Annotated in this window: 29 protein-coding genes, 1 tRNA gene and 1 pseudogene; 19 read left to right on the forward strand and 12 right to left on the reverse strand. The window is 67.0% G+C overall.

Features of this window, described 5'->3' with window-relative positions; genetic code table 11:
• Positions 1–373 precede the first annotated feature (373 nt).
• Positions 374–2,179, forward strand: coding sequence for a sugar-binding domain-containing protein (locus AB0E63_RS17385; RefSeq protein WP_360366520.1), 1,806 nt, complete (start codon positions 374–376; stop codon positions 2,177–2,179).
• Here the strand turns inward: AB0E63_RS17385 and AB0E63_RS17390 are convergent.
• Positions 2,164–3,264 (reverse strand): putative sulfate exporter family transporter, encoded by a 1,101-nt coding sequence (locus tag AB0E63_RS17390; protein ID WP_360366522.1) that lies wholly within the window; start codon positions 3,262–3,264, stop codon positions 2,164–2,166. The genes AB0E63_RS17385 and AB0E63_RS17390 overlap by 16 nt on opposite strands.
• An 84-nt stretch (positions 3,265–3,348) precedes the next feature.
• Between AB0E63_RS17390 and AB0E63_RS17395 the strand changes: the two genes are divergently transcribed.
• Positions 3,349–4,134 (forward strand): GntR family transcriptional regulator, encoded by a 786-nt coding sequence (locus AB0E63_RS17395; protein ID WP_360366524.1) that lies wholly within the window; start codon positions 3,349–3,351, stop codon positions 4,132–4,134.
• Here AB0E63_RS17395 and AB0E63_RS17400 read toward each other — a convergent pair.
• Positions 4,122–5,048, reverse strand: a complete 927-nt coding sequence (locus tag AB0E63_RS17400) for a LysR family transcriptional regulator (protein WP_360366526.1) — start codon at positions 5,046–5,048, stop codon at positions 4,122–4,124. The two genes, AB0E63_RS17395 and AB0E63_RS17400, sit on opposite strands and share 13 nt — an antisense overlap.
• Before the next feature lie 108 nt (positions 5,049–5,156).
• On the opposite strand from AB0E63_RS17400, the gene AB0E63_RS17405 reads away from it, so the two are divergent.
• From AB0E63_RS17405 to AB0E63_RS17425, 5 genes are read left to right on the forward strand one after another with little or no spacing between them, the layout of a single operon-like run.
• Entirely contained in the window at positions 5,157–5,864 is a 708-nt protein-coding gene (locus AB0E63_RS17405) for an SDR family oxidoreductase (protein ID WP_360366528.1), read from the forward strand.
• Positions 5,864–6,955 (forward strand): YbfB/YjiJ family MFS transporter, encoded by a 1,092-nt coding sequence (locus AB0E63_RS17410; protein ID WP_360366529.1) that lies wholly within the window; start codon positions 5,864–5,866, stop codon positions 6,953–6,955. Before AB0E63_RS17405 ends, AB0E63_RS17410 begins: the two co-directional genes overlap by 1 nt.
• 9 nt (positions 6,956–6,964) lie before the next feature.
• On the forward strand, positions 6,965–7,324 hold the full coding sequence (locus tag AB0E63_RS17415) for a nuclear transport factor 2 family protein (RefSeq protein ID WP_360366531.1): 360 nt from the start codon (positions 6,965–6,967) through the stop codon (positions 7,322–7,324).
• Positions 7,325–7,340: 16 nt separating this feature from the next.
• Positions 7,341–7,742, forward strand: a complete 402-nt coding sequence (locus AB0E63_RS17420) for a VOC family protein (protein ID WP_360366533.1) — start codon at positions 7,341–7,343, stop codon at positions 7,740–7,742.
• Positions 7,743–7,760: 18 nt separating this feature from the next.
• On the forward strand, positions 7,761–8,546 hold the full coding sequence (locus AB0E63_RS17425; protein WP_360366535.1) for an arylamine N-acetyltransferase: 786 nt from the start codon (positions 7,761–7,763) through the stop codon (positions 8,544–8,546).
• Here AB0E63_RS17425 and AB0E63_RS17430 read toward each other — a convergent pair.
• Positions 8,509–9,141, reverse strand: coding sequence for a flavin reductase family protein (locus AB0E63_RS17430; RefSeq protein WP_360366537.1), 633 nt, complete (start codon positions 9,139–9,141; stop codon positions 8,509–8,511). The two genes, AB0E63_RS17425 and AB0E63_RS17430, sit on opposite strands and share 38 nt — an antisense overlap.
• 66 nt (positions 9,142–9,207) lie before the next feature.
• Here AB0E63_RS17430 and AB0E63_RS17435 point away from each other — a divergent pair, with 66 nt between their 5' ends.
• Together AB0E63_RS17435 and AB0E63_RS17440 are read left to right on the forward strand one after the other, a co-directional pair.
• Entirely contained in the window at positions 9,208–9,909 is a 702-nt protein-coding gene (locus AB0E63_RS17435; protein WP_360366539.1) for a helix-turn-helix domain-containing protein, read from the forward strand.
• Positions 9,910–9,972: 63 nt separating this feature from the next.
• On the forward strand, positions 9,973–10,212 hold the full coding sequence (locus tag AB0E63_RS17440) for a hypothetical protein (RefSeq protein ID WP_360366541.1): 240 nt from the start codon (positions 9,973–9,975) through the stop codon (positions 10,210–10,212).
• A 372-nt stretch (positions 10,213–10,584) separates the two neighbouring features.
• Here AB0E63_RS17440 and AB0E63_RS17445 read toward each other — a convergent pair whose 3' ends face one another.
• From AB0E63_RS17445 to AB0E63_RS17460, 4 genes are all read right to left on the reverse strand, one after another.
• On the reverse strand, positions 10,585–11,247 hold the full coding sequence (locus AB0E63_RS17445) for a zf-HC2 domain-containing protein (protein ID WP_360366542.1): 663 nt from the start codon (positions 11,245–11,247) through the stop codon (positions 10,585–10,587).
• Positions 11,244–11,753, reverse strand: a complete 510-nt coding sequence (locus AB0E63_RS17450) for a sigma-70 family RNA polymerase sigma factor (RefSeq protein WP_360366544.1) — start codon at positions 11,751–11,753, stop codon at positions 11,244–11,246. Before AB0E63_RS17450 ends, AB0E63_RS17445 begins: the two co-directional genes overlap by 4 nt.
• A gap of 55 nt (positions 11,754–11,808) precedes the next feature.
• A complete protein-coding gene (locus tag AB0E63_RS17455) occupies positions 11,809–12,699 on the reverse strand; it encodes a hypothetical protein (protein WP_360366546.1) in 891 nt (296 codons plus the stop codon).
• Between the two features lie 76 nt (positions 12,700–12,775).
• Positions 12,776–13,195, reverse strand: coding sequence for a MarR family winged helix-turn-helix transcriptional regulator (locus AB0E63_RS17460; RefSeq protein ID WP_360366548.1), 420 nt, complete (start codon positions 13,193–13,195; stop codon positions 12,776–12,778).
• A 51-nt stretch (positions 13,196–13,246) separates the two neighbouring features.
• On the opposite strand from AB0E63_RS17460, the gene AB0E63_RS17465 reads away from it, so the two are divergent.
• The 3 genes from AB0E63_RS17465 to AB0E63_RS17475 all read left to right on the forward strand — a co-directional run bounded on the left by AB0E63_RS17465 (position 13,247) and on the right by AB0E63_RS17475 (position 15,452).
• Entirely contained in the window at positions 13,247–13,831 is a 585-nt protein-coding gene (locus AB0E63_RS17465; protein ID WP_360366550.1) for a TIGR03086 family metal-binding protein, read from the forward strand.
• A 133-nt stretch (positions 13,832–13,964) separates the two neighbouring features.
• Positions 13,965–14,903 carry a fatty acid desaturase gene (locus tag AB0E63_RS17470; protein WP_360366552.1) on the forward strand — a complete coding sequence of 313 codons (939 nt, stop codon included), beginning with the start codon at positions 13,965–13,967 and terminating at the stop codon, positions 14,901–14,903.
• A gap of 30 nt (positions 14,904–14,933) precedes the next feature.
• Complete coding sequence (locus tag AB0E63_RS17475) at positions 14,934–15,452, forward strand: YceI family protein (protein ID WP_360366554.1); 519 nt, start codon at positions 14,934–14,936, stop codon at positions 15,450–15,452.
• On the opposite strand, the gene AB0E63_RS17480 is transcribed toward AB0E63_RS17475, so the two are convergent.
• From AB0E63_RS17480 to AB0E63_RS17490, 3 genes are all read right to left on the reverse strand, one after another.
• The gene (locus AB0E63_RS17480; protein ID WP_360366555.1) at positions 15,447–16,088 is read right to left on the reverse strand and encodes a G5 domain-containing protein; all 642 of its coding nucleotides are present in this window, start codon (positions 16,086–16,088) and stop codon (positions 15,447–15,449) included. The genes AB0E63_RS17475 and AB0E63_RS17480 overlap by 6 nt on opposite strands.
• A 158-nt stretch (positions 16,089–16,246) precedes the next feature.
• On the reverse strand, positions 16,247–17,233 hold the full coding sequence (locus tag AB0E63_RS17485) for a transcriptional regulator (RefSeq protein WP_360366557.1): 987 nt from the start codon (positions 17,231–17,233) through the stop codon (positions 16,247–16,249).
• A 126-nt stretch (positions 17,234–17,359) separates the two neighbouring features.
• On the reverse strand, positions 17,360–18,022 hold the full coding sequence (locus AB0E63_RS17490) for a hypothetical protein (protein WP_360366559.1): 663 nt from the start codon (positions 18,020–18,022) through the stop codon (positions 17,360–17,362).
• Between the two features lie 134 nt (positions 18,023–18,156).
• Here AB0E63_RS17490 and AB0E63_RS17495 point away from each other — a divergent pair.
• The 5 genes and pseudogenes from AB0E63_RS17495 (at position 18,157) to AB0E63_RS17515 (ending at position 22,249) form a co-directional block, all read left to right on the forward strand.
• Positions 18,157–18,229, forward strand: a tRNA-Lys gene (locus tag AB0E63_RS17495).
• 441 nt (positions 18,230–18,670) lie between these two features.
• Positions 18,671–19,045: a CU044_2847 family protein gene (locus AB0E63_RS17500; RefSeq protein WP_360366561.1), complete on the forward strand. Its 375-nt coding sequence runs from the start codon at positions 18,671–18,673 to the stop codon at positions 19,043–19,045.
• Positions 19,042–19,542: pseudogene (locus tag AB0E63_RS17505) on the forward strand (serine protease); the annotation flags it as partial. The gene AB0E63_RS17500 and the pseudogene AB0E63_RS17505, both read left to right, overlap by 4 nt.
• A gap of 353 nt (positions 19,543–19,895) precedes the next feature.
• Positions 19,896–21,578 (forward strand): hypothetical protein, encoded by a 1,683-nt coding sequence (locus AB0E63_RS17510; RefSeq protein WP_360366563.1) that lies wholly within the window; start codon positions 19,896–19,898, stop codon positions 21,576–21,578.
• Positions 21,575–22,249 (forward strand): hypothetical protein, encoded by a 675-nt coding sequence (locus tag AB0E63_RS17515; protein WP_360366565.1) that lies wholly within the window; start codon positions 21,575–21,577, stop codon positions 22,247–22,249. Before AB0E63_RS17510 ends, AB0E63_RS17515 begins: the two co-directional genes overlap by 4 nt.
• On the opposite strand, the gene AB0E63_RS17520 is transcribed toward AB0E63_RS17515, so the two are convergent.
• On the reverse strand, positions 22,246–23,127 hold the full coding sequence (locus AB0E63_RS17520; protein ID WP_360366567.1) for a hypothetical protein: 882 nt from the start codon (positions 23,125–23,127) through the stop codon (positions 22,246–22,248). The genes AB0E63_RS17515 and AB0E63_RS17520 overlap by 4 nt on opposite strands.
• 413 nt (positions 23,128–23,540) lie before the next feature.
• A complete protein-coding gene (locus AB0E63_RS17525; protein WP_360366569.1) occupies positions 23,541–23,975 on the reverse strand; it encodes an ATP-binding domain-containing protein in 435 nt (144 codons plus the stop codon).
• A gap of 590 nt (positions 23,976–24,565) precedes the next feature.
• On the opposite strand from AB0E63_RS17525, the gene AB0E63_RS17530 reads away from it, so the two are divergent.
• Positions 24,566–25,684 carry an acyl-CoA desaturase gene (locus tag AB0E63_RS17530; RefSeq protein ID WP_360366571.1) on the forward strand — a complete coding sequence of 373 codons (1,119 nt, stop codon included), beginning with the start codon at positions 24,566–24,568 and terminating at the stop codon, positions 25,682–25,684.
• 9 nt (positions 25,685–25,693) lie between these two features.
• Positions 25,694–26,635 carry a fatty acid desaturase gene (locus AB0E63_RS17535; protein ID WP_360366573.1) on the forward strand — a complete coding sequence of 314 codons (942 nt, stop codon included), beginning with the start codon at positions 25,694–25,696 and terminating at the stop codon, positions 26,633–26,635.
• The last annotated feature ends 327 nt before the right edge of the window (positions 26,636–26,962 follow it).

A 26,962-nucleotide genomic window follows, 5' to 3' on the forward strand; every position in this document is an offset into this window, starting at 1 on the left:
GGCGTGGCTCACTACCGCTAGAAAGCCAACCAATACCCGTACGCCGCCAATCTCAGCTCCCTCCGGATCAGTCGGACCACGCCCGCCGGATCGGGTGTGGTCTCGGGGGCTTGGACAAGAACCGGGGGTCCAGGACCTGAAATAACCTGTCCCACGTCCCCAGAGGGTGAGTCAGGACCCGGTCTCAACCCCAGAGCTGGTGCCTGATCCACCAGGCCCCCCGATCCCCGCCCACCACGAGTCCTCCGTCAACCGAGCGCGGGGTCGACCGCGTTGGCCGGGTGACACACGGTTCGCGGACGGGCCGTTGCTGGCGGTATTCCAACGTTGTAGTGTCTTCGTGTCCGTCTTCGACAGTCCCCCAGGAGAGTCCATGTCTCAGCCTCGTGCCGAGTATCCGCGTCCGCAGTTTGTCCGGGCGGGGTGGGTGAATCTGAACGGCGAGTGGCAGTTCGAGATCGATCGGCCCGATTCGGGATGGGAGCGGAAGGTCCACGAGCGCGAGCTGGCGCAGCGGATCACCGTCCCGTTCGCTCCGGAGACGCAGTTGTCCGGGATCGAGGACGTCGACTTCATGGAAGCCGTCTGGTACCGGACGACCGTCACGATCCCGGCCGACTGGTCCGGCAAGGACGCCGTACTGCACTTCCAGGCCGTGGACCACGACGCGACCGTGTGGGTGAACGGCGTCGAGGTCGTCCGGCACCGCGGCGGCTTCACGCCGTTCAGCGCCAACCTGAGCCAGACGGCCAAGCCGGGCGAGGAAGCCACGATCGTGGTCCGCGCGCGGGACAGCCGGTACGGCGCTCAAGCCCGCGGCAAGCAGAGCCAGCTGTACGCCAACCACGCCTGCCTCTACACCCGGACCACCGGCATCTGGCAGACCGTCTGGCTGGAAGCGGTGCCGACCGTGCACCTCGGCCGCCCGCGGATCACCCCGGACGTGGCCGGCTCCAGCTTCCACCTCGCCGTACCGGTCTCGGCCAACAAGCCGGGCTGGAAAGTCCGCGCAACCCTGAGCGACGCCGACGGCGAGGTCGCAACGCAAGAGGTCCGCGCCGATCTCGACCTCGCGCCGCGGCTCACCCTCCAGGTCCCGGCCGACCGGGTCCGCCTGTGGGACACCACCGATCCGCACCTGTACGACGTACGCCTCGAGTTGATCGATGCCGACGGCAACGTCGTGGACACCGCGGACAGCTACGCCGGACTGCGGTCGGTGTCGATCAACGGTCAGGCGATCCTGATCAACGGCAAGCACGTGTTCCAGCGGCTCGTGCTGGACCAGGGGTACTGGCCGGAGAGCCTGATGACGGCGCCGACCGACGAGGCTCTGGTCCGCGACATCGAGCTGAGCATCGCCGCCGGGTTCAACGGTGCGCGGCTGCACCAGAAGGTGTTCGAGGAGCGGTTCCTGTACCACGCGGACCGGCTCGGCTACCTGGTCTGGGGCGAGTTCGGCGACTGGGGTTCGGGCGTCGGCGACACCGGTGACAACAATCAGCAGCCGACCGCGTCGTACGTCGGTCAGTGGCTGGAAGCCGTCGAGCGCGACTACAGCCACCCGTCGATCATCGGCTGGTGCCCGCTGAACGAGACCCACCAGCTCCTGCACGACCGGATCACCCAGCTGGACGACGTCACCCGGGCGATGTTCTTGGCCACGAAGGCGGCCGACACGACCCGTCCGGTGCTGGACTCGTCCGGCTACTCGCATCGCGTGCCGGAGACCGACGTCTGGGACTCGCACAACTACGAGCAGGACCCGGTCGAGTTCGCGAAGCAGATGGCCGGCCTGGCGGACGGAGCGCCGTACGGGAACAGCGGTGGGCGCGAGGGTCGGCCGATCTCCCAGCCGTACGCCGGTCAGCCGTACTTCTGCAGTGAGTTCGGCGGCATCTGGTGGAACCCGGAGGCGGCCGCGGCAGCCTCCGGCAACTCCGCCGACTCGTGGGGCTACGGTCAGCGGGTCGCGGACGAGGAGGCGTTCTACACCCGGTTCGCCGGGCTGGTCGACGCGCTGCTCGACAACCCGCTGATGTTCGGCTACTGCTATACGCAGCTGACCGACGTCTTCCAGGAAGAGAACGGCATCTACCGCTTCGACCGCAGCAACAAACTCGACGTACCGCGCGTCCAGGCGGTCCAAACCCGCCAGGCCGCCTACGAGAAGGACTGAAGTCCGAGGCTGCCGACTGCGACCAGGACCCAGAGGATCGCTCCGAGGAGGAGTGGCCTGGGTCCTGCGTCGCGGAGCTCCTTCGGGCGGAGGGACAGGCCGATCGCGACGAGGGCGGACGTGATCAGGAACGTTCCGGTCTGGCTCAGGGCCGGCAGCCAGGACTCGGGTACGGCGCCCGCACTGCGAAGACCCGCGGCTGCGATGAAGCCGATCAGGAACAGCGGGACCAGCTTCCGCCAGGGCAGTCGGCGGTTGTCGGATGCACCGTTCGTGCGGGCCTCACGGCGGGACTTGAGCAGGACCAGGGTGAGGACGATCGGGACCAGGGTGAGCGAGCGGGTGAGCTTCACGACGAGTGCCTGGTCGCCAGCGCTCTGGCTGTAGGCGTACCCGGCGGCGACCACGGATGAGGTGTCGTTGATCGCCGTACCGGCCCATAGTCCGAAGGCTTCCGGGCTGAGGCCGAGCAGGTGGCCGAGGGGCGGGAACGTGAGGACGGCGACCACGTTGAAGGTGAAGATCGTCGCCAGGGCGTAGGCGACTGATGAGCGCTTGGCGCCGATCGCTGCTGTTGCCGCGGCGATGGCTGAGCCGCCGCAGATCGCCGTACCGACGCCGATCAGAGTCTGGGTGTCGCCGCGGACGCCGAGCAGGCGGCCGAACAACCAGGCGCCACCGAGAGCGATCGCCAGCGTGCCGAGCATGACCGGGAGCGAGGACGCCCCGACGCGCGCTACTTGCTGGAGGGACAGGCCGGTGCCGAGCACGACGATCGAGACCTGCAGCAGGTTCTTCGCGGCGAAATCGTAGCCCGGACGACACCGCTCAGCCCGCAGCGCCGGGATCAGTAAGCCGCCGAGCACACCAAGCACGATCCCGAAAACCGGCCCGCCAACCACAGGAACCAGCCGACCGAGAGGTACGGCGACGGCGGCGATAGCCAGCACAACCAGCAACCCGGGCAACCGCCCCAACGCCGAGCCGAGGCGACGGTCGGTCCCCAGGAGAACACTGGTGAACCGGGTGTGAGGTGAGACAGGACCGATCGAGCGGCTGGGTGGCCTAACCTCGACCTGCACCATCGGACCGGCTCCTCCCGCAGAAATGTACGCACATTTAAGCTAGGAGATGACCGGACATTTGGCAAGCCGGGAGGCGGGAATCGGATGACCGTGCGCAGGCTCGACCGCACTGGCGGCCAGCCGCTCTGGAAGCAGTTGCAGGAGGACCTGGTCCGGCGGCTGCGCTCCGGAGAGTTCGACGACGCCTTCCCCGGTGAGCTCGCGCTGGTCGAGGAGTACGAGGTGAGCCGGCACACGGTCCGCCAGGCACTCGGTCAGCTCCGCTCGGACGGCCTGATCGTGGCCGAACGTGGTCGCCAGCCAAGAGTCGCCACCGCGCCGGAGATCCGCCAGCCGATGGGCGCGCTCTACAGCCTGTTCTCGTCCGTCGAGGCGTCCGGTCTGCCTCAGCACAGCGTCGTACGGGCGCTCGACATCAGAGCCGACGGCGTCATCGCGGCCCGGCTCGACCTGGAGGGGTCGAGCCCACTGCTCTACCTCGAGCGCCTCCGGTACGCCGGTGACGAACCGTTGGCCCTGGACCGGGTCTGGCTGCCCGCGTCACTCGCCGAAGCGCTGCTCGCGGCCGATTTCACCCACACCAGCCTCTATAACGAGCTCGCCGTCCGGACCGGGGTGAGTCTCGACCACGGCCGCGAGGACATCCGAGCGATCAACCCGACGCCGGCCGAGCGGGCGTTGCTGCACTGCCCGGCTGAGGCTGCGGCCTTCTCGATCATTCGCCAGGGCACCGTCCAGAACAGACCGGTCGAGTGGCGCCACACCGTGGTCCGCGGGGACCGCTTCGCGCTGTCGGCCGAGTTCTCGGCGAACACCGGCTACCGCCTCACCCCGGCCCCGCGGACGACCGCGCTCGCTCAGGGCTGGTAGGCGCCGTCGCGGAACGGATCGTCGGCAGGCAGCCAAGACGTCGCCGGATCCAAGTCGACCGCAATGTCCCGAGTCAGCGCCTCGATGGCGGCAAGCACCGCCGGACGGATCTCGTCGCGACGCGACACCAGAGCCCAGGTCCAGACCGGGATCGGGTCGGCCACTGGACGGCGAACGAAGTCCCGGGGCAGTGGCGTGTCATCGCGCTTGGGTGAACTGACCACCGGCTTCCGCAACCGCCGGACGTGATCGAAGAAGGCCGGCCCGGTGATCCCGTGGTCGTCGATCCGGACCAGCTCGGCACCGGTCGAGCGGGCGAATTCGGCCGCATAGATGTTCCACGACGCCCACGTCGCGGTGTCGGCGTCGAGCAGTACGGCGGTGTCCTTCGCGCGTACGGCGGACTCGTCGCGCCCGGGTGAGACGGCGTACAGGCGGTCCGCACCGATGAGGCGGCCGGTCAGTTCCTGCTCGGCGAGGTCGGTGGCCCGCACCCAGCAGATCGCCAGGTCGATGCTCCCGTCGGCGACCCGGGCGGCCTGCGTGTGGGACGGCATCACCCACGCGTCCACCCGCAGTTGCGCCACCGCGGACGCGCGCTCGACCAGATCGGGCGGGCGCCAGCTGACGTAGCCGAGCCGCACCGGTTCGCTCGCCGCAAAGCCGGCCGCCGTACGCCGTAATGCGTCGGCCTGCTCCAGCAACGCCCGCGTCTGCGGGAGCAACGTCTCCCCGAACGTGGTCAGCGCGACCGTCCGCCGGTCCCGCTCGAACAACCGCACACCGAGATCACGCTCGAGCGACTTGATCTGCTGCGACAGCGACGGCCCGGCGATGTGCAACCGGGCCGCGGCCCGGCCGAAGTTCAGCTCCTCGGCGACCGCCACGAAGTACCGCAACTGCCGAAGCTCCACGCGCTGATCGTAGTAGGCGGAGCCTCCTAGCTGGGAGCAAAGCGGTCGTGGAAAACCACCGATGGTTCGACGAGTATCGAAGTACATCCATTCGAGAAAGCGAGAACCATGAATACCCAGAAAGTCGCCGTGATCACCGGAGCCTCCCAGGGCATCGGTGCCGGTCTCGTCACGGCGTACCGCAAGCTCGGGTACGCCGTCGTCGCGAACTCGCGCACGATCGAGCGCTCCGACGACCCGTTGATCCTGGCGGTCGCCGGTGACATCGCCCAGCCGGGCGTGGGCATCCGCGTGATCGAGCAGGGGCTGGACACCTTCGGCCGGATCGACACCCTGGTCAACAACGCCGGCGTGTTCGTCGCGAAGCCGTTCACCGAGTACACCGACGAAGACTTCGACCTGGTCGACGGCGTGAACCTGCGCGGATTCTTCGAGATCACCCGGCGCGCGGTGTCCGCGATGCTCGAGAACGAGGGCGGGCACATCGTCAGCATCACCACCACCTTGGCCGAGCACGCCGACAGCAAGGTGCCGTCCGCGCTCGCGTCGCTGACCAAGGGCGGCCTGAACTCGGTCACCAAGTCGCTGGCCACCGAGTACGCCGCCCGCGGCATCCGGGTCAACGCGGTCGCCCCCGGCGTCATCCGTACGCCGATGCACCCGGAGGAGACGCACGAGTTCCTGGCGGCACTGCACCCGGTCGGCCGGATGGGTGAGATCGACGAGATCGTAGAGGCCGTCACGTACCTCGAAGGCGCGAACTTCGTCACCGGCGAGATCCTGCACGTCGACGGCGGCCAGCAGGCCGGCCGCTGATGAAACCCTGGCGGGTGGTGGGTCAAGGGGCGGCGGCGCTGGCCGGCGGGATGGGGATCGGGCGTTTCGCCTACACCCCGATCCTCCCGATCATGCACGCGCAGGCCGGGCTGACCCCACGACTCGGAGCGGCGCTCGCAACAGCCAACTACACCGGCTATCTCGCCGGGGCGCTGGCCGCGATCGTCGTACCGAGACTGACCCACTCCCGCTGGGCACTGCGACTCTCGTTGCTGCTTCTGTCCGCGACGCTGGCGCTGATGCCGTTGAGCCACAGTGGGATCTTCTGGCTCAGCTTGCGGTTGATCGCCGGAGTCGCCAGCGCACTGGTCTTCGTGATCGCCGTCAGCGCCGTACTCCCCCGACTGCACAGCCACCAGGTGGGCTGGATCTTCGGTGGAGTCGGCGCGGGCATCGCAGTGTCCGGCGCGGTCTTGATCGGCGGTAGTTGGCGGCAGGCGTGGTGGCTGACGGCCGTACTGACCGTCGCCTGCACTGTGCCCGCCTGGCACCTGACCGCCCCCGCGCCCGCTCAGGTGAAGGTTGAGCGGGGCAACGGATCGCGGCACTTCACCGCGTTGCTGACCAGCTATTCACTGGAAGGCGTCGGCTACATCATCGCGGGCACGTTCCTCGTTGCCGCGATCAACGAAACCGCCTCCTCCGGCCGGGTCGGCAGCGGCGCCTGGATCATCGTCGGCCTGGCCGCCCTGCCCTCGTCAGCCCTGTGGGCCTGGCTCGGCCGGAGCTGGCCGCGTCCGCTCCTGCTCCTCGTGGCATTGCTCCTCCAAGCTGTCGGGATTGCGTTACCCGTCCTGATCGGCGGGGTCGCGGCGGCCTTGATCTCGGCGGCGCTCTTCGGTGCGACGTTCCTCGGTGTCGCCAACATCGTGCTCGCGATCGGCGCTGACCTCCACGTCCCCCGCGCCGTCGCGATCCTCACCACCGGCTACAGCCTCGGCCAGATCGTCGGCCCGCTGGCGGTCGGACCCCTGCTACACAACGGATACCACCAGGCGCTCCTGATCAGCGCCGGCGTGGTGGCACTCGCCGCCACCGCCGCTGCTCTCGTCCGCCACCAACCGAACTAGGAGATTTCCATGACCGACAACGACATTCTGCGCACCGTCCTCGACCAGTGGAAGGCGGGTGTCGACGCGCACGACCCGAAGCGGGTGGCGTCGTACTTCACCGACGACGCGATCTTCCAGGGCCTTCATCCGTACGGCGTGGGCCCGGACGCCGTCGCCGAGTACTACGACTCGCAGCCGATCGGACTGACCGCGGCGTACCGGATCCTGGAGCACCGCCGGCCGGCCGACGACCTGATCCTCGGCTACCTCGCGGTCGACTTCGGTTTCACCGACCGCCCGACGCTGCCGGTCTACCTGAGCGTGATCCTGCGCCGGGTCGGTGCCGACTGGCTGATCTCGCACTACCAGGTGTCCCTGCTTCCGTAGGACTGATACTGGGGGCATGACGGTCAAGGAACTGCGGTTGGTCGTGACGGCGGACGACTACGACGAGGCGGTGGCGTTCTACCGGGACGTGCTCGGGCTGCCCGAGCGGGAGTCGTACGCCACGGAAGACGCGCGAGTGATGATCCTCGAGGCCGGGCGGGCGACACTCGAGATCGCGAATCCGGCACAGGCCGACTACATCGATGCGGTCGAGGTCGGCCGCCGGGTGGCCGGGAAGTACCGGGTCGCGCTCGAGGTCGACGACTCCGCGGCGACGACGCGGACGCTGGCCGAGGCCGGTGCCACCGTGATCGCCGAACCGACCCGAACGCCGTGGAACTCGCTGAACGCCCGCCTGGAGACACCAGGCGGGATTCAGCTGACCCTCTTCACCGAGCTTGACCTCAAGTCGTCTTGAAGTGTTGAGGTAAGCGTCATGTGGCAGACCGAAGACCTCGACCTGGACGCTTACCTCGACCGGATCGGGCACGCCCGGGTATCCCCGTCGGCCGACAGCCTGCGCAGTCTGCACCGGGCGCATGTGCTGGCGATCCCGTTCGAGAACATCGACGTCATCCTCGGCACGCATCCCGGCATCGGCCTGGACGCGATCCAGGCCAAGCTCGTCCGCCGGCAGCGCGGCGGCTACTGCTACGAGCACGCGCTGCTCTTCAGCGCCGCACTCGAACGTCTCGGATTCGAGGTGACCCGCCGGGTGGCGCGAGTCCAGCCTCACAAGGCCGGACCGCGTACGCATGCCCTCCTCAAAGTCGGCGTCGACGGCCAGGACTTCCTGGCCGACGTCGGCTTCGGCGCCGGGCAGCTGTACCCGACGCCGATGAAGGACGGAGTCGTCATCGACCAAGGCGGTTGGGATCACCGGCTCACCCTCGACGACGACGTGTGGACGCTGTCGAAGCAGACCGTGGACGGCTGGGCCCCCCAGCACGCGTCGAACGACGAACCGGTCCGCGCGATCGACTACGAGGTCTACCACCACTACGTCTCGACCCACCCGAACTCGCCCTTCACCGGCCGTCCCGTGGTGATGCGGGTCGCCGACGGCGTCGTACGTCGTCTGGTCGGGGACAAGCTCACGGTCGAGTACGCCGACGGCCGGACGACGGAGCGCGTCGTACCAGCGCAGGATCTGCCCGAGGCACTGGCGAGTCTGGATGTCGTCCTCAGCGACGAGGAAGTCGATCGCCTGCGGCTTGTCTAGGTGTCTCGGTGCGGAAGGATTCGCCCAGTTCGGGGCCGAGGCCGAAGTAATGGCGGAAGTTGTAGAGCAGCGGCGACCAGGCCGCCGGATCGACATACGACGTTCCTGGTACGACGATCCGCTCGTCGGCGTGGACCCGTAGCACCTTCGCCTGGATGATCAGAAAGGTGCCACCGGCATCGAAGTCGACCTGAACCGCGGTCGCCTCGAAGTGCAGTGGACACTCGGCGACCCGCGGCGGGCCGACTCGCTCGGAAGCGACCGGGGTCAGCCCCGCTGCCTTGAACTTCTCCCGTTCGAACCGGAAGCGGGCCTTCTTCGCGTCCGGCACCGGATGACGGCCGGTGAGGCCAGCGATCCGCTCGACCGCCTCCCACTGCGCGGGTGACGGGTAGTTGATCACGAGCTCGGGCCGGCGCTGCAGGTTGTGGGCGGTCTGACCGGATTCGCCCACGCCGAGGACGACGACGTCACCGAGTGCCCAGGCGGACGACATCGGGGCGAGATTGACCGTGCCGTCGTCGTTCGCGGTGGACAGCAGTGCGATCGGTGTACCGACGTACAGGATGGACGGTTCGATCGTCAGGTGGGTCATGCGTTCGACGCTAGGCGGCGGTCGCTTCGGCCCGGACCAAACTGTCGGGACGGCATGATGGGATGCATGAGCACGCGGACCGAGGGACAGGAGCTGGCTGCTTGGGCCCGGATGCTGGCCGATGGGACGCGGGCGACGGTGTGCGTGGCGTTGCTCGACGGACGGGCGTGGACGGCGACCGAGCTGGCCCGGGTGGCGAAGGTGTCGCGGCCGACGATCAGTGAGCATCTCAACCTGCTCGTCGACGGCGGTCTGCTGACCGAGGTGCGGCAGGGCCGGCATCGGTACGTGAAACTCGCCGGTCCGGACACGGCCGAGCTGATCGAAGGACTCTCGGCGCTCGCACCACGGCGTACCGAGGTTGCGCACAGTCTGGCCGCGGTCAGCAAGCGGGACGCGTTCGCCCGGGCCCGGACCTGCTACGACCACCTGGCCGGGAAACTCGGCGTCGCGCTCGCGGACGCGATGACCGAGCGCGGGCTGCTCGACTGGTCGGAGGGGATCGCGCTGACACCGTCGGGTACGGCGTGGCTGGACGAGCTCGGCATCGTGGTCGAGCCGCGGCGCGGACGGCCCGCCGTTCGGTCATGTCTGGACGTGACCGAGCGAAGGCCGCACCTCGCCGGCGCTGTCGGTGCTGCTTTGTGTGCGCATGCGTTGGATCAGGGTTGGGTTCGTCACATCCCTGGTGGGCGGGCGTTGAAGGTGAGCGGCTCGGTGCGTGAGTTTGGCTTGCCGGTAGGCGTTGTCCGGGAGTTGCAGCCCTGAGAACCCCGTGAGAATGACGCGCCGGGGGAGGCGCATAACGCGGAAACCACCTAGCCTTCGGCCATGACTGAGTTCGAGCCCGGCACCGATCTGGTGTCCCGCCTCCCTCTGCCCAGCCATGTAGTCGTCCATGCGGACGGCCAATGGCGTCGCGGCTGGCTGATCGGCCGCGAGCACGAGGAGACGGGATGGACCGGTCTGGTGCAGTACGAGGGCGACGACGGAAACGAGCGGACGGAACGCCTGCCGGCGGACCGGATCGCTCTGCCGGAGTCGGACGGCCCGACCGAACGAGCGTCGTAGCGCGCCGAGGTCGGTGCGTTGAATTGAGGAGGGGATAACAGCACGAAGGCCCCTGGAGGATTCCTCCGGGGGCCTTCGTGCGTAACGCGGCCGGGGCGCCTGGGCGGCGAACGAGAACCCCGCCCCAGGCCCTTCGGGCGGTTGACCTGGGACAGGATCCTCAATGGCGTTACACACGGTGTATCGCCGGTGACGGGCCGAGTGTTACAGGATCGACGGAAATCTTTGCGTACGGCGTCCTTGTGCCCGGGCAGAGGACGACCCCGGCGCACGTCCCTGAACACCGGGGTCTCGATCGGCGGCCTCTCGAGCGACCGTCACTCGTGACTTCCAAGTGCCCCGCGCGCCGACCGGCAATCACGCCGACAGTGATCAGAAATGCACAGCGAGCAGGACCCGGCCGGTCTCGGAACTGCGGATGTCCAGCGCCTGGATCTCGTTGCGCTGCAACTTCGTGGTCGCCGCCGGTTTCACCGTCGTCCCCGGTGACGCGGTCCAGCTCGCGAGCAGCTGGGACTTCCCCGACGTGTCGGTGACGTACAACTCGTAGCCCCGGGCCCGTTCGCTCGGTGTTGCGAGTTCGTCGTACCGGCAGCTGATCTCGATCGTCGTACCCCAGCGCTCCGGGACCAGCCGGGCATCCGCGGACAGCTTGCTGGCCACGGTCTGCGCGAGTACGACGTAGTCCCCCTGCGGCTGCTCGCGGGTGAGCGGGATCGCGATCACCGCGCCGATCACGGCCGCGGCCACGGCGACTCCAGTCATCAATACGCCGAGCCGCACGCGCCGGCGGCGTACGTCGCGCTGCACTGTGCGGACCAGGTCGGGCAACAGGTTCGGCGGGGCGTCGTTGATGGTCGCGAGGGCCCGGTCGGCCGGCAGCGCGGTCAGCGTCCCGGGCACCCCGGCCAGCGATCCCACCCCGGCCGAACACTCGTCACACGTCTGCAAATGCTCCTCGTACGCGCGTCGGTCCTTCGCCGACAACGCTCCGAGCAGGTACGCCGCGTCCCATTCGCGGTACGGGTCGCTCACTGGCTCGTCACCCCCTTCTCCTGCAGCGCGAGCTTCAACGCCCGCAGCCCGTAATGCAGCCGCGACTTCACGGTGCCCGACGGGATGTCCAGCTCTTCGGCGATGTCGGTGACGGTGCGGCGTCCGTAGTACGCACGAACGATCACTTGCCGATGTTCCTCGGACAGCTGAGCCAGCGACTCCGCCACCAGCCACGCGTCCAGTACCGTGTTGGCGTGGTCGGCGCTCGGGTTCTCCGGCAGGTCGCCGCTGGCCACCTCGCGGCTGACCCGGGCACTGCGCCGGTCGTCGATGACGAGATTGCGCGCCACCGTGAACAGCCAGGCCCGGGCCCCCGCTTCGTCCTCGGTCAGGATCTGCGGCCGGCGCCACGCCCGGAGCAGAGTCTCCTGGACGACGTCCTCCGCGAGCCGATCGTCACCCGTCAACCGGACGACGAACCGCCACAGCGCGGGCGCATGCACATCATGCAGCTCACGCAACAGCGCCGCCCGGTCATCGGCCATCGGCGCTCCTGCTCACTTGGCTGCTGTTCTCGCCACCATTCTGTACAGGATCAAATCACAGTCCACAGCCCGTGCAGGGTTTGCGGGTGCGGAGGTGGTAGCCGTAGGCGGCGATGCCGAGGCCGACACCCCAGACGAGATAGGCCGGGACCGCGACCCAGAAGAAGGCGTCCGGCAGGCCGACGTCGCCGTACACGGGTTTGCCTTGGAGTGCGGCGCCGATCATCTGGAGCAGTCCGACCCCGAAGTACGCCGTGATGCCGGCGCCCAGCCCGGCACCGGGAAGGAGCAGCATCCAGCGCGGGAAGATCCGGCCGGGGCGGTAGACGAGCAACAGGGGTAAGGCGGTTCCGGCGAGGAGGAAGCCGCCTTCGAAGACGATCATCGAGAGGCCGCCTTGGTACGGGGTGGTGTCGAATCCGACCGCGGCTTGGGCAGCGAGGCGGGTCAGACAGCCGGCTACGGCGAGCCAGGCCGGCCAGTGCGGAGTTGCGGTGGGACGCGGCTGGCCTGTGCAGCGGATGCATGTCGGGTCGAGGCGTCGCTGGTAGGCCAGGGCTGTGCTTCCGAGCAGGACCGCGCCTCCGAGCGCGGTGAATCGGCTGAGCATCCCGGGCAGATCGAACGGGATTCCGAGGCCGGGAAGCAGACCGCCGACCACGTCGAGCAAGGCGAATCCAGCCACTGCTACCCAGCCGGCCGCGAAGGCCCACAAGGTCGCGATGAGCCACCGGGACTTCGGCTGTCGACTGAGGGCGATCACGGCGGCGGCGCTGACCAGGCATCCCGCTACCGCGATCCAGTCCGGAATCAGCAGGTCGCGACCCGGGAGCTTCCAGGTTGGCGCGTGGCCGGTGGCGAACCAGACGCGCAGGCCTCCGTACGACGCTGCCCAGATCAGGGTTGCGGTCGGCACCGAGGTGCGTGTCTCCGCGATGGTTGCCATGCGGACAGTCTGTTTGGGTGCGGCCGCCGTACGGATCACTCCCGCGGGGGAACCGGCTCCATCGCGGGGTTGAACGTCAGCGGGTGTCGTGGAGGTGGCGGAGGGCTCGGAGGAAGGCTTCGCGGTCCTTGGGTGGGAGCTTGGCGAGGAGGCGGTCCTCGCGAACGCGGATGTCCCTGCGGACGGCACGGCGTACGCGACGGCCTTGCGTGGTGATCGAGAGCAGGCGGACCCGGCGGTCATCCGGGTCCGGGGTGCGCTCGATCAGGCCTGCGTCCTGGAGCTCGTCGAGGGTGCCGATGATGCGTGACTTGTCCGCACCGATCGCCTCGGCGAGGGCCGCCTGCGTACGCACGGGGGTCTCGTCCAGCGCGGTGAGCACCGAGTACCCCCACATCGAGACCTCGTGCGTCGCGAGTACCGGCAGCTCCTCCGCGATGAGCGCGCGCACCAGCGGATACAGCATCGCTGCGAGGTCGGGGCGCTCATCGGTCACAAGCGGAAGATAACACTGGCGCAATCATATGATTGCGCATACGATAAGCGCATGCCTACTGATTACGTATCCCTGGACGCCGACGCCGTACGGGCCAGCATCGACCTGGTGGCGCGCGCCACCTCCGACGACCTGTCCAAGCCGACGCCGTGCCGGGCCTGGACCCTCTACGGCCTGCTCGCCCACATGGCCACCCAGCACTACGGCTTCGCGGCCGCCTCTCGCGGCGAAGACAATGCGGCGATCTGGAAGCTCCGCGACCTCGGCGACGACCCGGTGAAGGCCTACATCACCTCCGCCGAACACGTCCTGGCCGCCTTCGCCGAAGACGGCGTCACCGAGCGCCAGTTCCCCCTCCACGAGTTCGGCGCCTCCTTCCCCGGCCACCAGGCGATCAGCTTCCACTTCATCGACTACGTCGTCCACAGCTGGGACGTCGCCAAGGCCCTCGGCACCACGGTCACCTTCGCCCCGGACCTCCTCGAAGCCGCCCACACCGTCGCGCAAATCGTTCCGACCGGTGAACCCCGGCTCACCCCCGGCGCCGCCTTCGCCCCCGACATCACCTGGTCCGGCGACGACCGCCTCGACCAGATCGTCGCCCACCTCGGCCGCTCCCCCCACTGGCCCGCCTAGCCATCCGGTCCGGGGCGCGGCGCGGTCCACGAGTGGATGGTGGCGGATTTGGGAACTTGATAGGTACGGCGCGGGGACAGCTCACCCATGCCCGAGTGCCGGCCCCTCAGTAGACCAACATCTGGACCGGACCATGACTTCAGCAGCACGTTCCGATGATTCGCCGCCGGGCGAATTCCAACCCGTCGGCGGCAAGCTCGAACGCGGACTCATCTGGGTGTTCATCGTCGTGCCAACGCTCGCAATGCTGCCAGGGATCTTCTTCGCGTGGGGCGGATGGATCAACTGGCACGACATCGTGCTACTGGTCGCGTTCTACGCGCTCACCGCGACCGGCATCGGCGCCGGCTACCACCGCGGCTTCACCCACGGATCCTTCAAGACCAAGCGTGGCCTCAAGATCGCACTCGCCATCGCCGGGAGTCTGGCCCTCGAAGGTCCGGTCATCCGCTGGGTCGCCGACCACCGCAAACACCACAAGTTCTCCGATCGAGACGGAGATCCACACTCCCCCTGGCGCTACGGCACCACCGCGTGGGCGGTGACCAAAGGATTCATATTCGCCCATGTCGGCTGGGTGCTATGGGGTGAAGACCGCGCCGACCCAAAGCACTACGCCCCAGACCTCCTGAACGACCACGACATGGTATCGATCTCGCGGCATTTCCGCGGACTGGCGGCGATCTCTTTGCTAGCACCGGCGCTGATCGGAGGACTGTGGGACAGGTCGTGGCACGGCGCCGCTACCGGATTCTTCTGGGGCACCCTGGTCCGCATCGCCCTGATGCACCACGTCACATTCTCGATCAACTCGATCTGTCACGTCACCGGCGACAAACCCTTCGTATCCCGCGACCGGTCAGGAAACGTCTGGTGGCTGGCCATCCTCAGCCAAGGCGAGTCGTGGCACAACCTCCACCATGCCGACCCCACGTGCGCACGCCACGGCGTACTCAAAGGACAAGTCGACATCAACGCCTGGCTGATCAAGCAACTCGAACGACTCGGCTGGGCATACGACGTCAAATGGCCAGACCAGCAACGCCTCGAGAAGAAGCGCGCCACCGCCTGACACTCGGTGGCGGTATCTCGTCGTACTGGCATGACAACGACGACGAGACTCAGTCAACTAACCGGCGACTACGTGCTCGACGCGGAGCAGACGCGGATTGGGTTTGTTGCCCGGCACCGGTTCGGTACCAGGGTGCGCGGGCGGTTCGGTACGTTCGACGGCGCCGCGCACCTGGACGGCGGCGACCCGGCCAGGTCGAGTGCTTGGCTGTCGATCCGGACGGACAGCATCGAGACCGGCGACAAGCGACGGGATGCTCAACTCAGCAAGGATTTCCTCGGCGCCGCGGCGTACCCGACGATCACCTTCACGTCGACGAGAGTCGAGCAGGTGACGGAGACGACCTTCAACGTCAAGGGCGACCTGAGCATCCGGGGCGTCACGCACTCGATCACTATCCCGTTCAAGCTGACGGGCGACGTCACCTTCGAGGCGACACAGACGATCAACCGCATGGATTGGCGGGCGAACTGGAACGCCGTGACCACGATCCTGGTCAGCCCGGACGTGACCCTCGACCTCCAGCTCACCGCCATCCGCCGGCTATGAGTCGCAGCCGGTCCCGTCCCCGTCGCGATCGAGGTCATAGATGTCTACGCCGACAACAGTGACCGGGCCGCGAACGTACGCCGGTCCGTTGCCGCTGCCGCCCGAGCAGTCGACATCGCTCGCGATCGGGACGCAAGCCCCGCTGTAGTTGGGATCGCAGCCCGACGACCCGCTCTCCTCCTCGACCTTCGTGCCGACCGCGGTCACCTGCGTCCGCGGCTGCTTGGCCACCTCTTGTTTCAGCAACTCCTTGGTGGTCTGTACGCCGTCCACGTACGTGACCTCATAGGTCAGCCGCCGCGTCCCGTTGACCCCGGTGGTCCGGATGGTCTTCTCGCCCTTCGGCATCGAGTCGTCCGTCACCGTCTTCTTCTTGAACGGGATCGTGCGGAACTCCACGACCCGTTTCGTGGTCGTCGTCGGCTTCTTCGCGGTCGCGGTCGTTGTCGGGGTGGCCTTCGTGGTCGGCGTCGGGGTGGCGGCCGGCGTCGATGCCGGTGTGGTGGTGACCCGGATGCTCGCGATCGCGGCCGGTTCGCCGGCGTTCGACGTACCCGATGGTGATCCGCAGCCGGTGGCGAGTGCGCCGACGGCCAGCAGAGCGACCGGTGCCAGCGCGGCACGAATGAAATGCACGATTCCCCCCAACCCGCCGTCGGTTCCCCCCGCGGCGGGATTGTCAGCGCCCGGACCTCCCGGACGAATTCAGATCCATATCATCCTGATGCAATCTGCCGCGAGGGGTCGGCGCGGATCCGCGACGAACCGCAGTGGTTTCGTGACCTACTGCTCAGTCAGCCGTGCGTACCGGTGAGGATGTGGGTGCCGATCGGGCTGATGGTGTGCCGTACGGCGTTGCCCGCGCGGCGCGTGGTGACTAGCCCGGTGCAGTGCAGGACGCGGGCATGCTCGCTGGCCGAGGCGAGCGAGATGCCGGCCCGCGCGGCCAGTTCGCTGGTGGAGCAGGCGCCGGCGGAGATGGTCCGCAGTACGGCGGCGCGCGTACGCCCAAGCAGGTCAGCCAACGCGCGCTCCGGATCGGCGCACTGCTCGGTCGGCTCGGCGCCGGCCGGGTCGTGTTGAACCGGATAGACGAGGACCGGTGGGAGGTCGGAGTCGGCGGGCATGATCGGGTGCCGCCAGCAGAAGAACGACGGGACCAGGCGGATGCCGCGGCCGCGGAGGTACAGGTCGCGTTCGATGTGTCGCATGTCGACGTGCAGTACGGGCGGACCCCACTGCAGGGCCGGATGCAGTGTCTTTGCGAGCGTCTCGAAGCCGCCGGTCGTCACGGTGTTGCTGTGCAGCCTGACCTCGCGGTCGACCATGCCGGCGATCGTCGGCATCTGCGGCGCGATCTTGGTGCGGTGGAAGTGCTTGAGGCCCTGACACACCTTCGCCAGTACGGCGGGATCGCCGACGGCGAGGCGGCGGGTCCAGCGCGGCAGCCGGACCTGCTCGGCCAACTGGCTGAGCTCCTCGTGCAGCCGACGCTTCGGTGTCGCCGCGACCGCGGCCAGCCCGGCGTCGAGTCCGTCAGCGGACTCGGCCGGGGTGAGGAAGTCGGGCGAGTAGCCGACGGGTGGCGCGAGTACCAGCAGTTCGCGCTCCATCGGCGTGAGCCGGGCGCGGGTCCGCTGACGCCAGGAGCCGAACACCGCCGGCTCGTCGTCGGTCTGCAACATGTGCATGCCGAGCAGCACTTCCCACAACGGATCCGGCTCGCGACCGATCGTCGTACGCGCCAGATCAGCGCAGCCGAAATGGATCCGGAGACCCATCGTCATTCCTCCCCCGAGGAAGCAGCACGCCAGTCGACACCCCCAGCGTGACCGCTTTGAACTGTGTGCCTACACAGCGTAGGCACCCAAAGGGTCAAACGCCAGCTTGAACCGGCGCGCCGCCGCTCAGCTCGTTGCGCCCACTCCAGCCAGCGCCGCAACGACGATCCCGGCGACCAGACCGCCGACCGCCAGCACAATCAACAGCACAGCGCTGATCGGTGGATCCGGCACCCGCTGCTGAAACACCGCGAACAGTCGCTCCTCCGCCGGCCGAACCTCGCGCAGCATGACCGCGGACGGGTGTTCGTTGACACCGAAGATCTCGAGCGCCTGCAGCCCAGCCTGAGCAGCAACCACCGCAGCTCGCACGACCCCGATGATCACCGCACCTGCCGCCACTGTCAGAACGCCGATCAGCGCAACAGTCGTCTGTGCCATCCCCGGAACGTCCGCGTCCGAGGTGAACGCGTGCTGCAGCGCCTGGAACGACCACCACCCGAAGAACCCCAGCCCCCCGGCAGCCACCCCGACCCCGCAACACACGGCAGTCAGCGGATTCTGCGTCCGTACCGCCTTCGCGAATGCCCGCGCATCACCGGCCAAGTCCCCCGCGTCCCGAACCAGCCCCTCATACGCCGCCAACGCGTCAGCCCGCGCCTTCAGCTTGACCCCGATCACGATCCGATCGGCCAGCCCCATCGTGCCCGCCTGCCCCACGATCTCCCGCCAGGCATCCAGCACCTCGCGATGCACCCCGAGGATCGTCGCCCGCTCCACAACCCCCATGCTCGTGCCCCCTGTTCCCCCCTGAGCCCGAGAGTACGCCGACCACCCCGCTCCGAACAGTGATCACCCGTCAGCCCCCCGCCGCCCAATCCCCTCGACAAACCTGACACACTGTTCCCCTCACCCTCGTGAGAGGGCCTCTAGCTCAACTGGCAGAGCAGCGGACTTTTAATCCGCGGGTTGTGGGTTCGAGTCCCACGGGGCCTACAACACCACGGGGCCTACAAATCCCCTGTATGAGTCCGGGTCATCCATGACAGGTTGGCTCGGGCTCTTGCTTTACGCGGCTCCGGTAGATGCTTGACGGTGGCTTCGGTTGTTTCTTGACACTCGACTCATGTTGCAGGAGTTGAGCGTGCAGGAGCAGAAGTACCAGGCAGTACTCGCGGTGTTGTCCTCAGCCGCATGCGGCAGGTCGCCAGCGCTCTGATGAGGTCCCGTCTCATGACACACAGTTCGACGGCCGTCAGTAGGGGAACGGGCCGCCCGACGCTTGGGGACGAAGCGCCACGTGTCGTCGCTCGAGCATCTCACGGCCATCCCAGAGCTCGAGGTCGAGCGGGACTCGCCGGTGTGACGGACGCATTCCTGTATGGATCACTACGCTACGAAACGGCGTGACGTCGAGGAGCCATCAGGGGGAACTCCATGCAGTGGTCGTTGGTTTCAACCGAGCTGGGCGGGGTGCCGGTTCTAATCGAGGCCGTGGCCTTGCCGGGAACGCAGCAGACCGCGAGACCGGGCAGCGTCGAGCGGGCGCACGACATGTTCAGCCGGGCACAAGCAGTCATCGAACAGTTCGCCTTGTCAGCCGTGCAGGTCGGCGAGCGAGTCGCGGCCCACAGCCGTCGGCCCGACGAGGTCGAGATCCAGTTCGGATTGAAGTTCTCGGTGCAAGGCGATGTCGTCATTGCGAGCGCAGCCACCGAGGCGTCGCTGAGCGTCAAGATCGTGTATGGCGATGCGCTGGCAGACGCCGCGGGGACAAGCATTGCCGGTCAGGGCGAGGCGAGTGTGTCATGAGCGTGCCGTCCATTCAGTCTCACGGCCGGATACTCGATGCGCAGGATCGTCCGGTCGGAACCTGCTTCCAGGTCACGCCAGGAGTGCTGGTGACGGCTCTGCATGTGGTGGATGATGCGTCGCAGGATCAACCTGGACGCATGGTCCGCTTCGAGCCGTTGGCGGGGCGGGCCGGCGAGGACAGGGCGGAGGCGAGACTGGTTGCCTCCGATGTCGAGCATGACCTCGCGGTCTTGACGACCGATGGGCATCTGCCCGCCAGCGCGTCCTATATCGCGTACTCGGACGATCAGGTTTCCGATACCAGGTTTACGTTGACCGGGTACGCGATGTTGCCGGAGGGCACGGGGTACGCCTCCTACCGGGAGATGCCGACGGCAGGTCGATGGGAGGGAACGGCGACCGACGAGACCGGAGTGAAACTGGGCTGGGCCCGGGCGGACGGCGTACAGCAGGGGATGAGCGGAGCACCAGTTCTCCGCCATGGTGACGGCGCTGTCATCGGGGTGCTCACGGATCGGTACAACAGCCAGGGAGTCTGGTCCTCGGGGCGCATCAAAATCAGCCGGATCGAGTCGATGCTCGCACTCCTCGGGAAGCGTGCGACCCTTGCCGTCGAGTCAAGCCCGGTCCGGGACTTGAAGGACCAGAACCGGCTGTCCGAGTCCACGATCAATCGCGAAGGACGCCGCACCGACCAGACCTTCGTTCCGCCACCGAGGTGGGAGCAGCGCTGCAACGAGGCTCGCGACGCTTTCGAACGAGGCGACATCGTCGTCATCGTGGCCGCGCCAGGGGTCGGGTCGACGACGTTCGCCGAGCAGTTGCTGGCTCATGAGGCGCCGATGGTATGCAGCTCACAACCTTCGAGCCTGGCGACTGGGACGGTCCAACGACGGCGGTCCTTCGCCCGCGGCCGTGGTACGCGCACATTCTCGACCTCCGCGATCCGGACACGGACCGGCTGTCCCCGCAGTTCCTGGGCGGTCTGACGCAGCTCGCGGATTGCTACCGGGACATGCAGGCTCGCCTGGTGCTGACCGTTCGAGCTGACCTCTGGCGGGCAGTCGCGGGCCAACCGATCGCGGGCATCCATGTTCTCCGGCTCGACGAGGCACCGGACTCACTGAGCCTGATCGAGCGTCGAATCAAGCAGTCGGCTGCGGCCTTGGTGCCGCACCTAAACGACCCGAAGGTCAAGCCGCATCTTCAGGAGTTGAGCGCAGTCCAGGCTGCCGAGGCTGCGCAGACGATCCTGCACGAATGGGCCTTGTTGTCCGTCAAAGAGGATGAAGCCGAGTGGTGTGATCACCTTGCGAAGGTTCTCGACAATCACACCGGCGAGCTGAACGGCTTGTTCGTACCGTCTGAAACCCCGTCGCAGGCAGAGCTGTTGTCGAACGATGATCGTTGCCTGCTCATCGCTCTCGGGTGCCTTCGGAGCGTTCAGCTTGCCGAACTGGATTCGGTCAGCAAATCCCTCTCCGCGTACCTTCAGCGGATAGCGCAGCCCAGGGACGATGGCAAAGTTTCGGCGTACGAGGCCCTCGGCGGCCCCGGGCTCCGTGGGCGCATCGACCGCATCAAAGCGCGCGTGCGCCCGGGTGAAATCGTCGCCTTTAAGCAGTCCGCTTTCGGAGATGCGGCCGTCCGTTATGTTTGGGACAACTATCCGACGTCGCGCCCGCCGATCGCTGAGTGGCTGATCCGTCTTGCGGTCAAGGACGCGGGGCGGCAACAGGTCGCGAAGGAATGGCTGTCCGAGCTGGTACGCCGTCACCAGGACGTGGACTTCATCAAGAAGAAGATGCAGAAGCTTGCCATCGAGCAGGATTGCCCGTGGCTGCTCGCCGACGTCCTGTACGACGGGGCAAAGGATCCTCACATGCGACGTCGGTGTGAGCGCGTCCTCTACGACTGGGCTCTCAACGAGGAGCTGCAGGGCGTCGTCGTCGCGGTGGCAGAGCGACTGCTGCTGGATGGTGAGCGATCGGAGATCGCCGTGCGACGGCTGCAGCGCGTTGCCGACGAGACGAGCAAGGAGGAGATCAGCGTGTCTGTTCTCGCGGCGTTCGAAGCGGCTCTACAGCATCCGGGGGCGCGAACGCAGTTCATCGCGAGCGCGGCGGCGTGGCTGAAGCAGGATGCCTCGAAGCCCTCGGCAAAGCTTGCGCTGCGTGCGCTCGTGAGTGCGGATGCCGGCAGTCTGCCTTGGCTGCTGAGCGAGCAAGCGGCCGAGATCGATCTGCAGCTTGTGCTTGGGGAGGCGTTGGCCGACGACATCACGCATGATGCGATCCTGACAATCCTGGCCAAGGCGAGCCTCGACGAGACTCACTACGCACGTGTTGTGGACGCCGTAGCAGCGGCTGCTGTCCAGCAAGGCGCGGGTATGGCGCTCTATAGACTCCTCGCACGTTTCGGCGGCCAGGATCGGTTCTCGGGACGCGATCCTGAGGGAGACATCCAATCGAAGGTGAAGCTGGTCGCTGCCGGAGATACTGCGCCACCTGAGGCCCACACGGTTATATGAGGTGGCGCAGACGGCGGGTCGAGTTGGCGTTCCCGGAGAGGAACAGGCTTCGTACCTCACTCGACGGCGTGGACTTCGACGCCCGCGTGATCGTCAGGTTCGTGCCCAGTCGCAAGGATCACTTCGATCGGGAGAGCCTGGTCCGGACACGGGTTGTCGAGAGCGCGTCCAACATCTCGAGGGCGTACGCCGCCGACGATCTATCGGCGGCTCAGGCCGCGATCAACGCGGAGCTAGGGTGCCCGAGCGACTGCGCGGACGGCTATTACCGAAGGTTGACGGCCAAAGTTGAGCTCGGGGTGAGCGCGGACGCGGCGCGGGCCGCGGCGCAGAATCGAAAGGATGCGGAGCGTGTTGCCCGGCTGCGCCATCTGAGGTCGGTGCTCTACACGGATCCGGGTCTGCTGGCCGTCGATCATCTCGATCGCAACCCAGGTGCCCCGGTGGACCGCAAGGCGATTCGGGAGTACTACGCGATAGCCAATCATTTCCGGGAAGCCGAGGAGTGGTGGTCGCCGCTGATGCTGGCCTGGAGTGAGCTCGCTACTGAGGCCGCAGGATCGCCGAACGGAGGCACCGTGGCGATGGACGGCCTGCTGGAGGCCATTAACAACCTCAACGCCAGGCTGGCGGCGAGGCATTCGGTGCCACGCCGGCCGTCTGGCGGCTAGTTCCCCGACATCACGCTCGCATCGAGGAACACCAGTTGACGGTTGTCCTCGGTGCCGTCCGCTGTCTGGTCTGTTTCGCGTACCGTGGCCCGTTCGTCGTCCTGCTCGAGCACGAACCCGCCGTCCGAGTCGGGCACGAGGGTGACCAGGTCGCTGGCCAGGAACTCGGCAGCATTCGCCACGTTCCGGAGCAGATGGCGCATCTCGTCGGCGGTGTGCCGCGGACGCGCCGAAAGGTAATGACGTGGGATACGTATGAGCTGAGGCCAGTCGGTCTGTCCGCACAGTTGAAGCGCTCCCCAGAACTGGCGCCACGGTATGCACGACTGTGGCGGCATCGTCCCGGTTGCGCCCCAGGCCGCGGCTGGTCGGCGCTTCTTGTGTGAGAAGTCGTAGCGCACCAGTCGCTTGCGGTTTCCGCGTTTCGGCGAGCCGTGCTTGGTGAGCTCGGGCGAGAGCGCCCGGGCAACGTCGGCTGTGGTCAGTAGGACCATCCACTCGGCGAACCACCAGGCCGGTCCACTGCGACGGAACGCCAGCTCAGTCACAGGCACACCGTCTTGCTGCGCTTCCTGCGCAAGCTCGCCGGTCCAGTCGGGTTGCGGGAAGGCATAGAACGGCTGGCGGCTCAGCGGTCGATGGTGGTATTCCCACAGCTGTCCGAGGTCGACCTTGACGTCCTGAAGGTCAGGACCGGTCATCGTCAAGGTCTTGAGCTCGATCTGGACAGCCTTGCCCGGCCGAGACGGTAACCAGTCGATGTCGATGTCCTCGCCCGTGGCAGGCCACCACAGTGCCGCATTCGACTTGTACCGGTACGCCAGGTACAGGCTCGACCAGTGCTCGAGCGTCTTCTCAGGTACGGAGACCGATGCCACCCCCGGATGCTACTCGTGCTCCGAGCCAGTCGAACCAAGGCTGCACCAACGCGGACGGTGACGTGCCGCCACAGGTTTGTGAGGCGGCGGTCGATGGCTGAAGGCACCGCGCGTGACCGCACCGGCCTCGAGGTCGATGTCGCACAACGCGCCGCTCCCGATCGTGACCGGCCAGGCGCCGCCGGTGGGGAGGGTGAGCTCGGGTGTCATGGGATCGAGCCTCCACCGATGAATCGGGCCGCAAGACAGCGGCCCGCATGCTCTCGTTCGCAGGATGGACACCTGCGGTTGCCAATGTAAAAGTCTGCGTCTAGGGACGTTGGCGCGTCTTCTGCAGTTTTGGCCGCTTCCCGAGCGGCGTGATCCCTCGGCGAGCTTCAGCAGGCTCTCGTCCTTCGTGTTCTCGCGCACGGTCAATCGGCTGGGGATCCGATGCTGCGTTTCCGGTGTCCAGAACACGGCAAGCCGTTGGCGAGCTCGGTGATCGCCGTGTAGAAGATGTTGTGAGAGATCCGTTCCTCGTTGGCGTCGGTGATGACGACCTTGACTGAGTCGAATTCGAGGCCTTGAGCCTTGTGGATCGACACGGCGTATGCAATTTGGAATGGGATCAACGTGTTGACCGTCTCGTCGTCATCGTCGCTGCTCGCGCGCTCGAAGACGTCGAACTGGGCCGTGGTGCCCTCGACCCAGCGCAGATCCGTGCCGGTCACATCGCCTGATGTGACGTCCCGTTCGAGGTCGATGTCGAACGTGATCCGACCGGGCGCGCGGTCGATGGCGACGATCGCGCCCTTCATGTTATTGAAGATGACGGGTCGGAACCGGTCGGAGTCGTTGAACAGCACAGGGTCGTTGACCTTGTAGATGGACTCGCCTCAGCTCACAGCGGGACTGGGATTGCTCCCCTGAAGGAACCGGTTCACGTTGTTGATGCCGTAGAGCCCGTCGTAGTTCAGGCAGAGCACGATCTCGTCCTCGCTCTGGCGTGTGAGGAGCGACTCCCCAGGACAGCTGAGTAGCCGTTCTTCGCGAGGGATTCCTCGATGCGGTCGTCGAGGTTCCGCACCCTGTCCCATAGTGTCAGCAGCGCCTCGTCATCGGTCCGGAACGGCTTGGTGAGCTCGAAGACGGAGGGCGTCAGGGTCGCCACCCAGTCGCCCCGCGAGGTGTCGTGGACGAGTGGCGGTTGGCTGACGCTGAGGACGGGGACGGCATTCTGTACCGCGCTCATCGGGTCGGGCCGTGGGCGACAGGACCGGTGTGTCTGATCGTTGGCTGGGTGGGGCACAGGCGTTGCCCGCCCGACCGATCTGGTCGCGAATCCACGCGGATGAACAGGTACAGGGCGGCCTTCGCCTGAGCTATTCCGGCGTACGCTGAGATGAACGGCTGCCCTGGACCCGGTGGCGAGGACGCGGATCAACGGAGTCCAGGGATGTCCATCAGCGTGCGAAGTGCCAATGCCGCCCCGGCCACCAGCGGTTACGGGGAGCTGGCCCGGGAGATCCGCCGCCTTGGCCTGCAACAGCGACGGCCGGGCTCTTACGCCGTCCTGCTGGTCGCCAATCTGATCGCCCTCGCCGGCGTCGTCACCGCGATGGCGCTGCTGCGCGACTCCTGGTGGCTGATGCTGCTCGCGGTCGCGCTGGCGATCATGTCGGCGCAGATCGGCTTCTTCGGCGACGACGCCGGCCACCACCAGATAGCCCGCAAGCGTGTGCCGACCATGCTGCTTGGCCTGTTGAACGCCAACCTGTTAAACGGGCTCAGTTACGGCTGGTGGATTGACAAGCACATTGCCCACCACGCCAATCCGAACGACCTCGAGGCCGATCCGGACGTCCTGCCCGGCATCCTGGTATTCGACGCGGCCCAGGCCGCCGCGAGGAAGGGCGCGGCCGCCTGGCTGCTCTTTCCTCTCCTGTTGCTCGAGGCACTCAACCTGCATGTCTCCAGCGTCCGCGCCCTGCTGAGGCCGGGCATCCGGGCCAGAGCCACGGAGCTCGCGCTGCTCGGCGTCCATTTCGGCGGCTATGCGGTCTTGCTGGTCACCACGATGACCTGGCTGCAGGCGAGCGTGTTTCTCGTCATCCACCAGGGGCTGCTCGGTGTCTATCTCGGTTGCTCGTTCGCCCCCAACCACAAGGGGATCCCGATCGGGACCGCCGAGCAGGCCGCCGACCCGTTGCTGCGGCAGGTGCTCACCTCCCGCAGCATCCGGGGCGGGCCGTTCGTCGACTTCGTGCTGGGCGGCCTCAACTACCAGATCGAGCACCACCTGTTCCCGAGCATGCCGCGGCCCAATCTCCGGGTGGCGCAACCCGTGGTGCGACGCTTCTGCGCGGCGCACCAGGTGCCGCCCTCCGTGGAGGCCTCGGCGTTCGCGTCGTACGGCGTGGTGATCCGCCACCTGCGTGATGTCGGGCCGAGTTGCGCCGAGCGCGGACGATCGCCGCCGGATGAAGGAAGGCCGGGTTCGCGACGCCCGGTTCTTGGGCCGCCCATGTGGGGCTCACTAAGCCCCACCCGTGCTCAGGTGTCGTCCGGAATCTAGGAGTGGACCATGACTTCAGCAGCACGTTCCGATGATTCGCCGCCGGGCGAATTCCAACCCGTCGGCGGCAAGCTCGAACGCGGACTCATCTGGGTGTTCATCGTCGTGCCAACGCTCGCAATGCTGCCAGGGATCTTCTTCGCGTGGGGCGGATGGATCAACTGGCACGACATCGTGCTACTGGTCGCGTTCTACGCGCTCACCGCGACCGGCATCGGCGCCGGCTACCACCGCGGCTTCACCCACGGATCCTTCAAGACCAAGCGTGGCCTCAAGATCGCACTCGCCATCGCCGGGAGTCTGGCCCTCGAAGGTCCGGTCATCCGCTGGGTCGCCGACCACCGCAAACACCACAAGTTCTCCGATCGAGACGGAGATCCACACTCCCCCTGGCGCTACGGCACCACCGCGTGGGCGGTGACCAAAGGATTCATATTCGCCCATGTCGGCTGGGTGCTATGGGGTGAAGACCGCGCCGACCCAAAGCACTACGCCCCAGACCTCCTGAACGACCACGACATGGTATCGATCTCGCGGCATTTCCGCGGACTGGCGGCGATCTCTTTGCTAGCACCGGCGCTGATCGGAGGACTGTGGGACAGGTCGTGGCACGGCGCCGCTACCGGATTCTTCTGGGGCACCCTGGTCCGCATCGCCCTGATGCACCACGTCACATTCTCGATCAACTCGATCTGTCACGTCACCGGCGACAAACCCTTCGTATCCCGCGACCGGTCAGGAAACGTCTGGTGGCTGGCCATCCTCAGCCAAGGCGAGTCGTGGCACAACCTCCACCATGCCGACCCCACGTGCGCACGCCACGGCGTACTCAAAGGACAAGTCGACATCAACGCCTGGCTCATCAAGCAACTCGAACGACTCGGCTGGGCATACGACGTCAAATGGCCAGACCAGCAACGCCTCCAAAGAAAGCGCGCCACCGCCGCTTGACCTGGTGAGCTCCAACCATCCGCGATACGGACGCCGGGCCTCACAGGCTGAGGTACACGAGCCGACCCTCGACCAGTGCAGGAAAGGAAGCCGTCGTACTTCGGCTCGTACTGAGACCCGTGCCATAACCCTGAATACGGAGCCGCGTCGCGCCAGGCCAGCCGCGCCTGGCTCGAAGGTGACGAACCGCGGGATCACGGCGCACACTGAAAGCGCCCTATGCAGTGCCCCGTACGAGGGGGATTCGCCATGCACAGACGACACTCCAGTCACCTCCACCGGCGCCCAGCCATCACGACGCCGACGCAGCCCAACTCCGTTCCGCCT

Origin of the sequence: Kribbella sp. NPDC026596 (assembly GCF_040638415.1) — a bacterium.
GTDB lineage: Bacteria > Actinomycetota > Actinomycetes > Propionibacteriales > Kribbellaceae > Kribbella.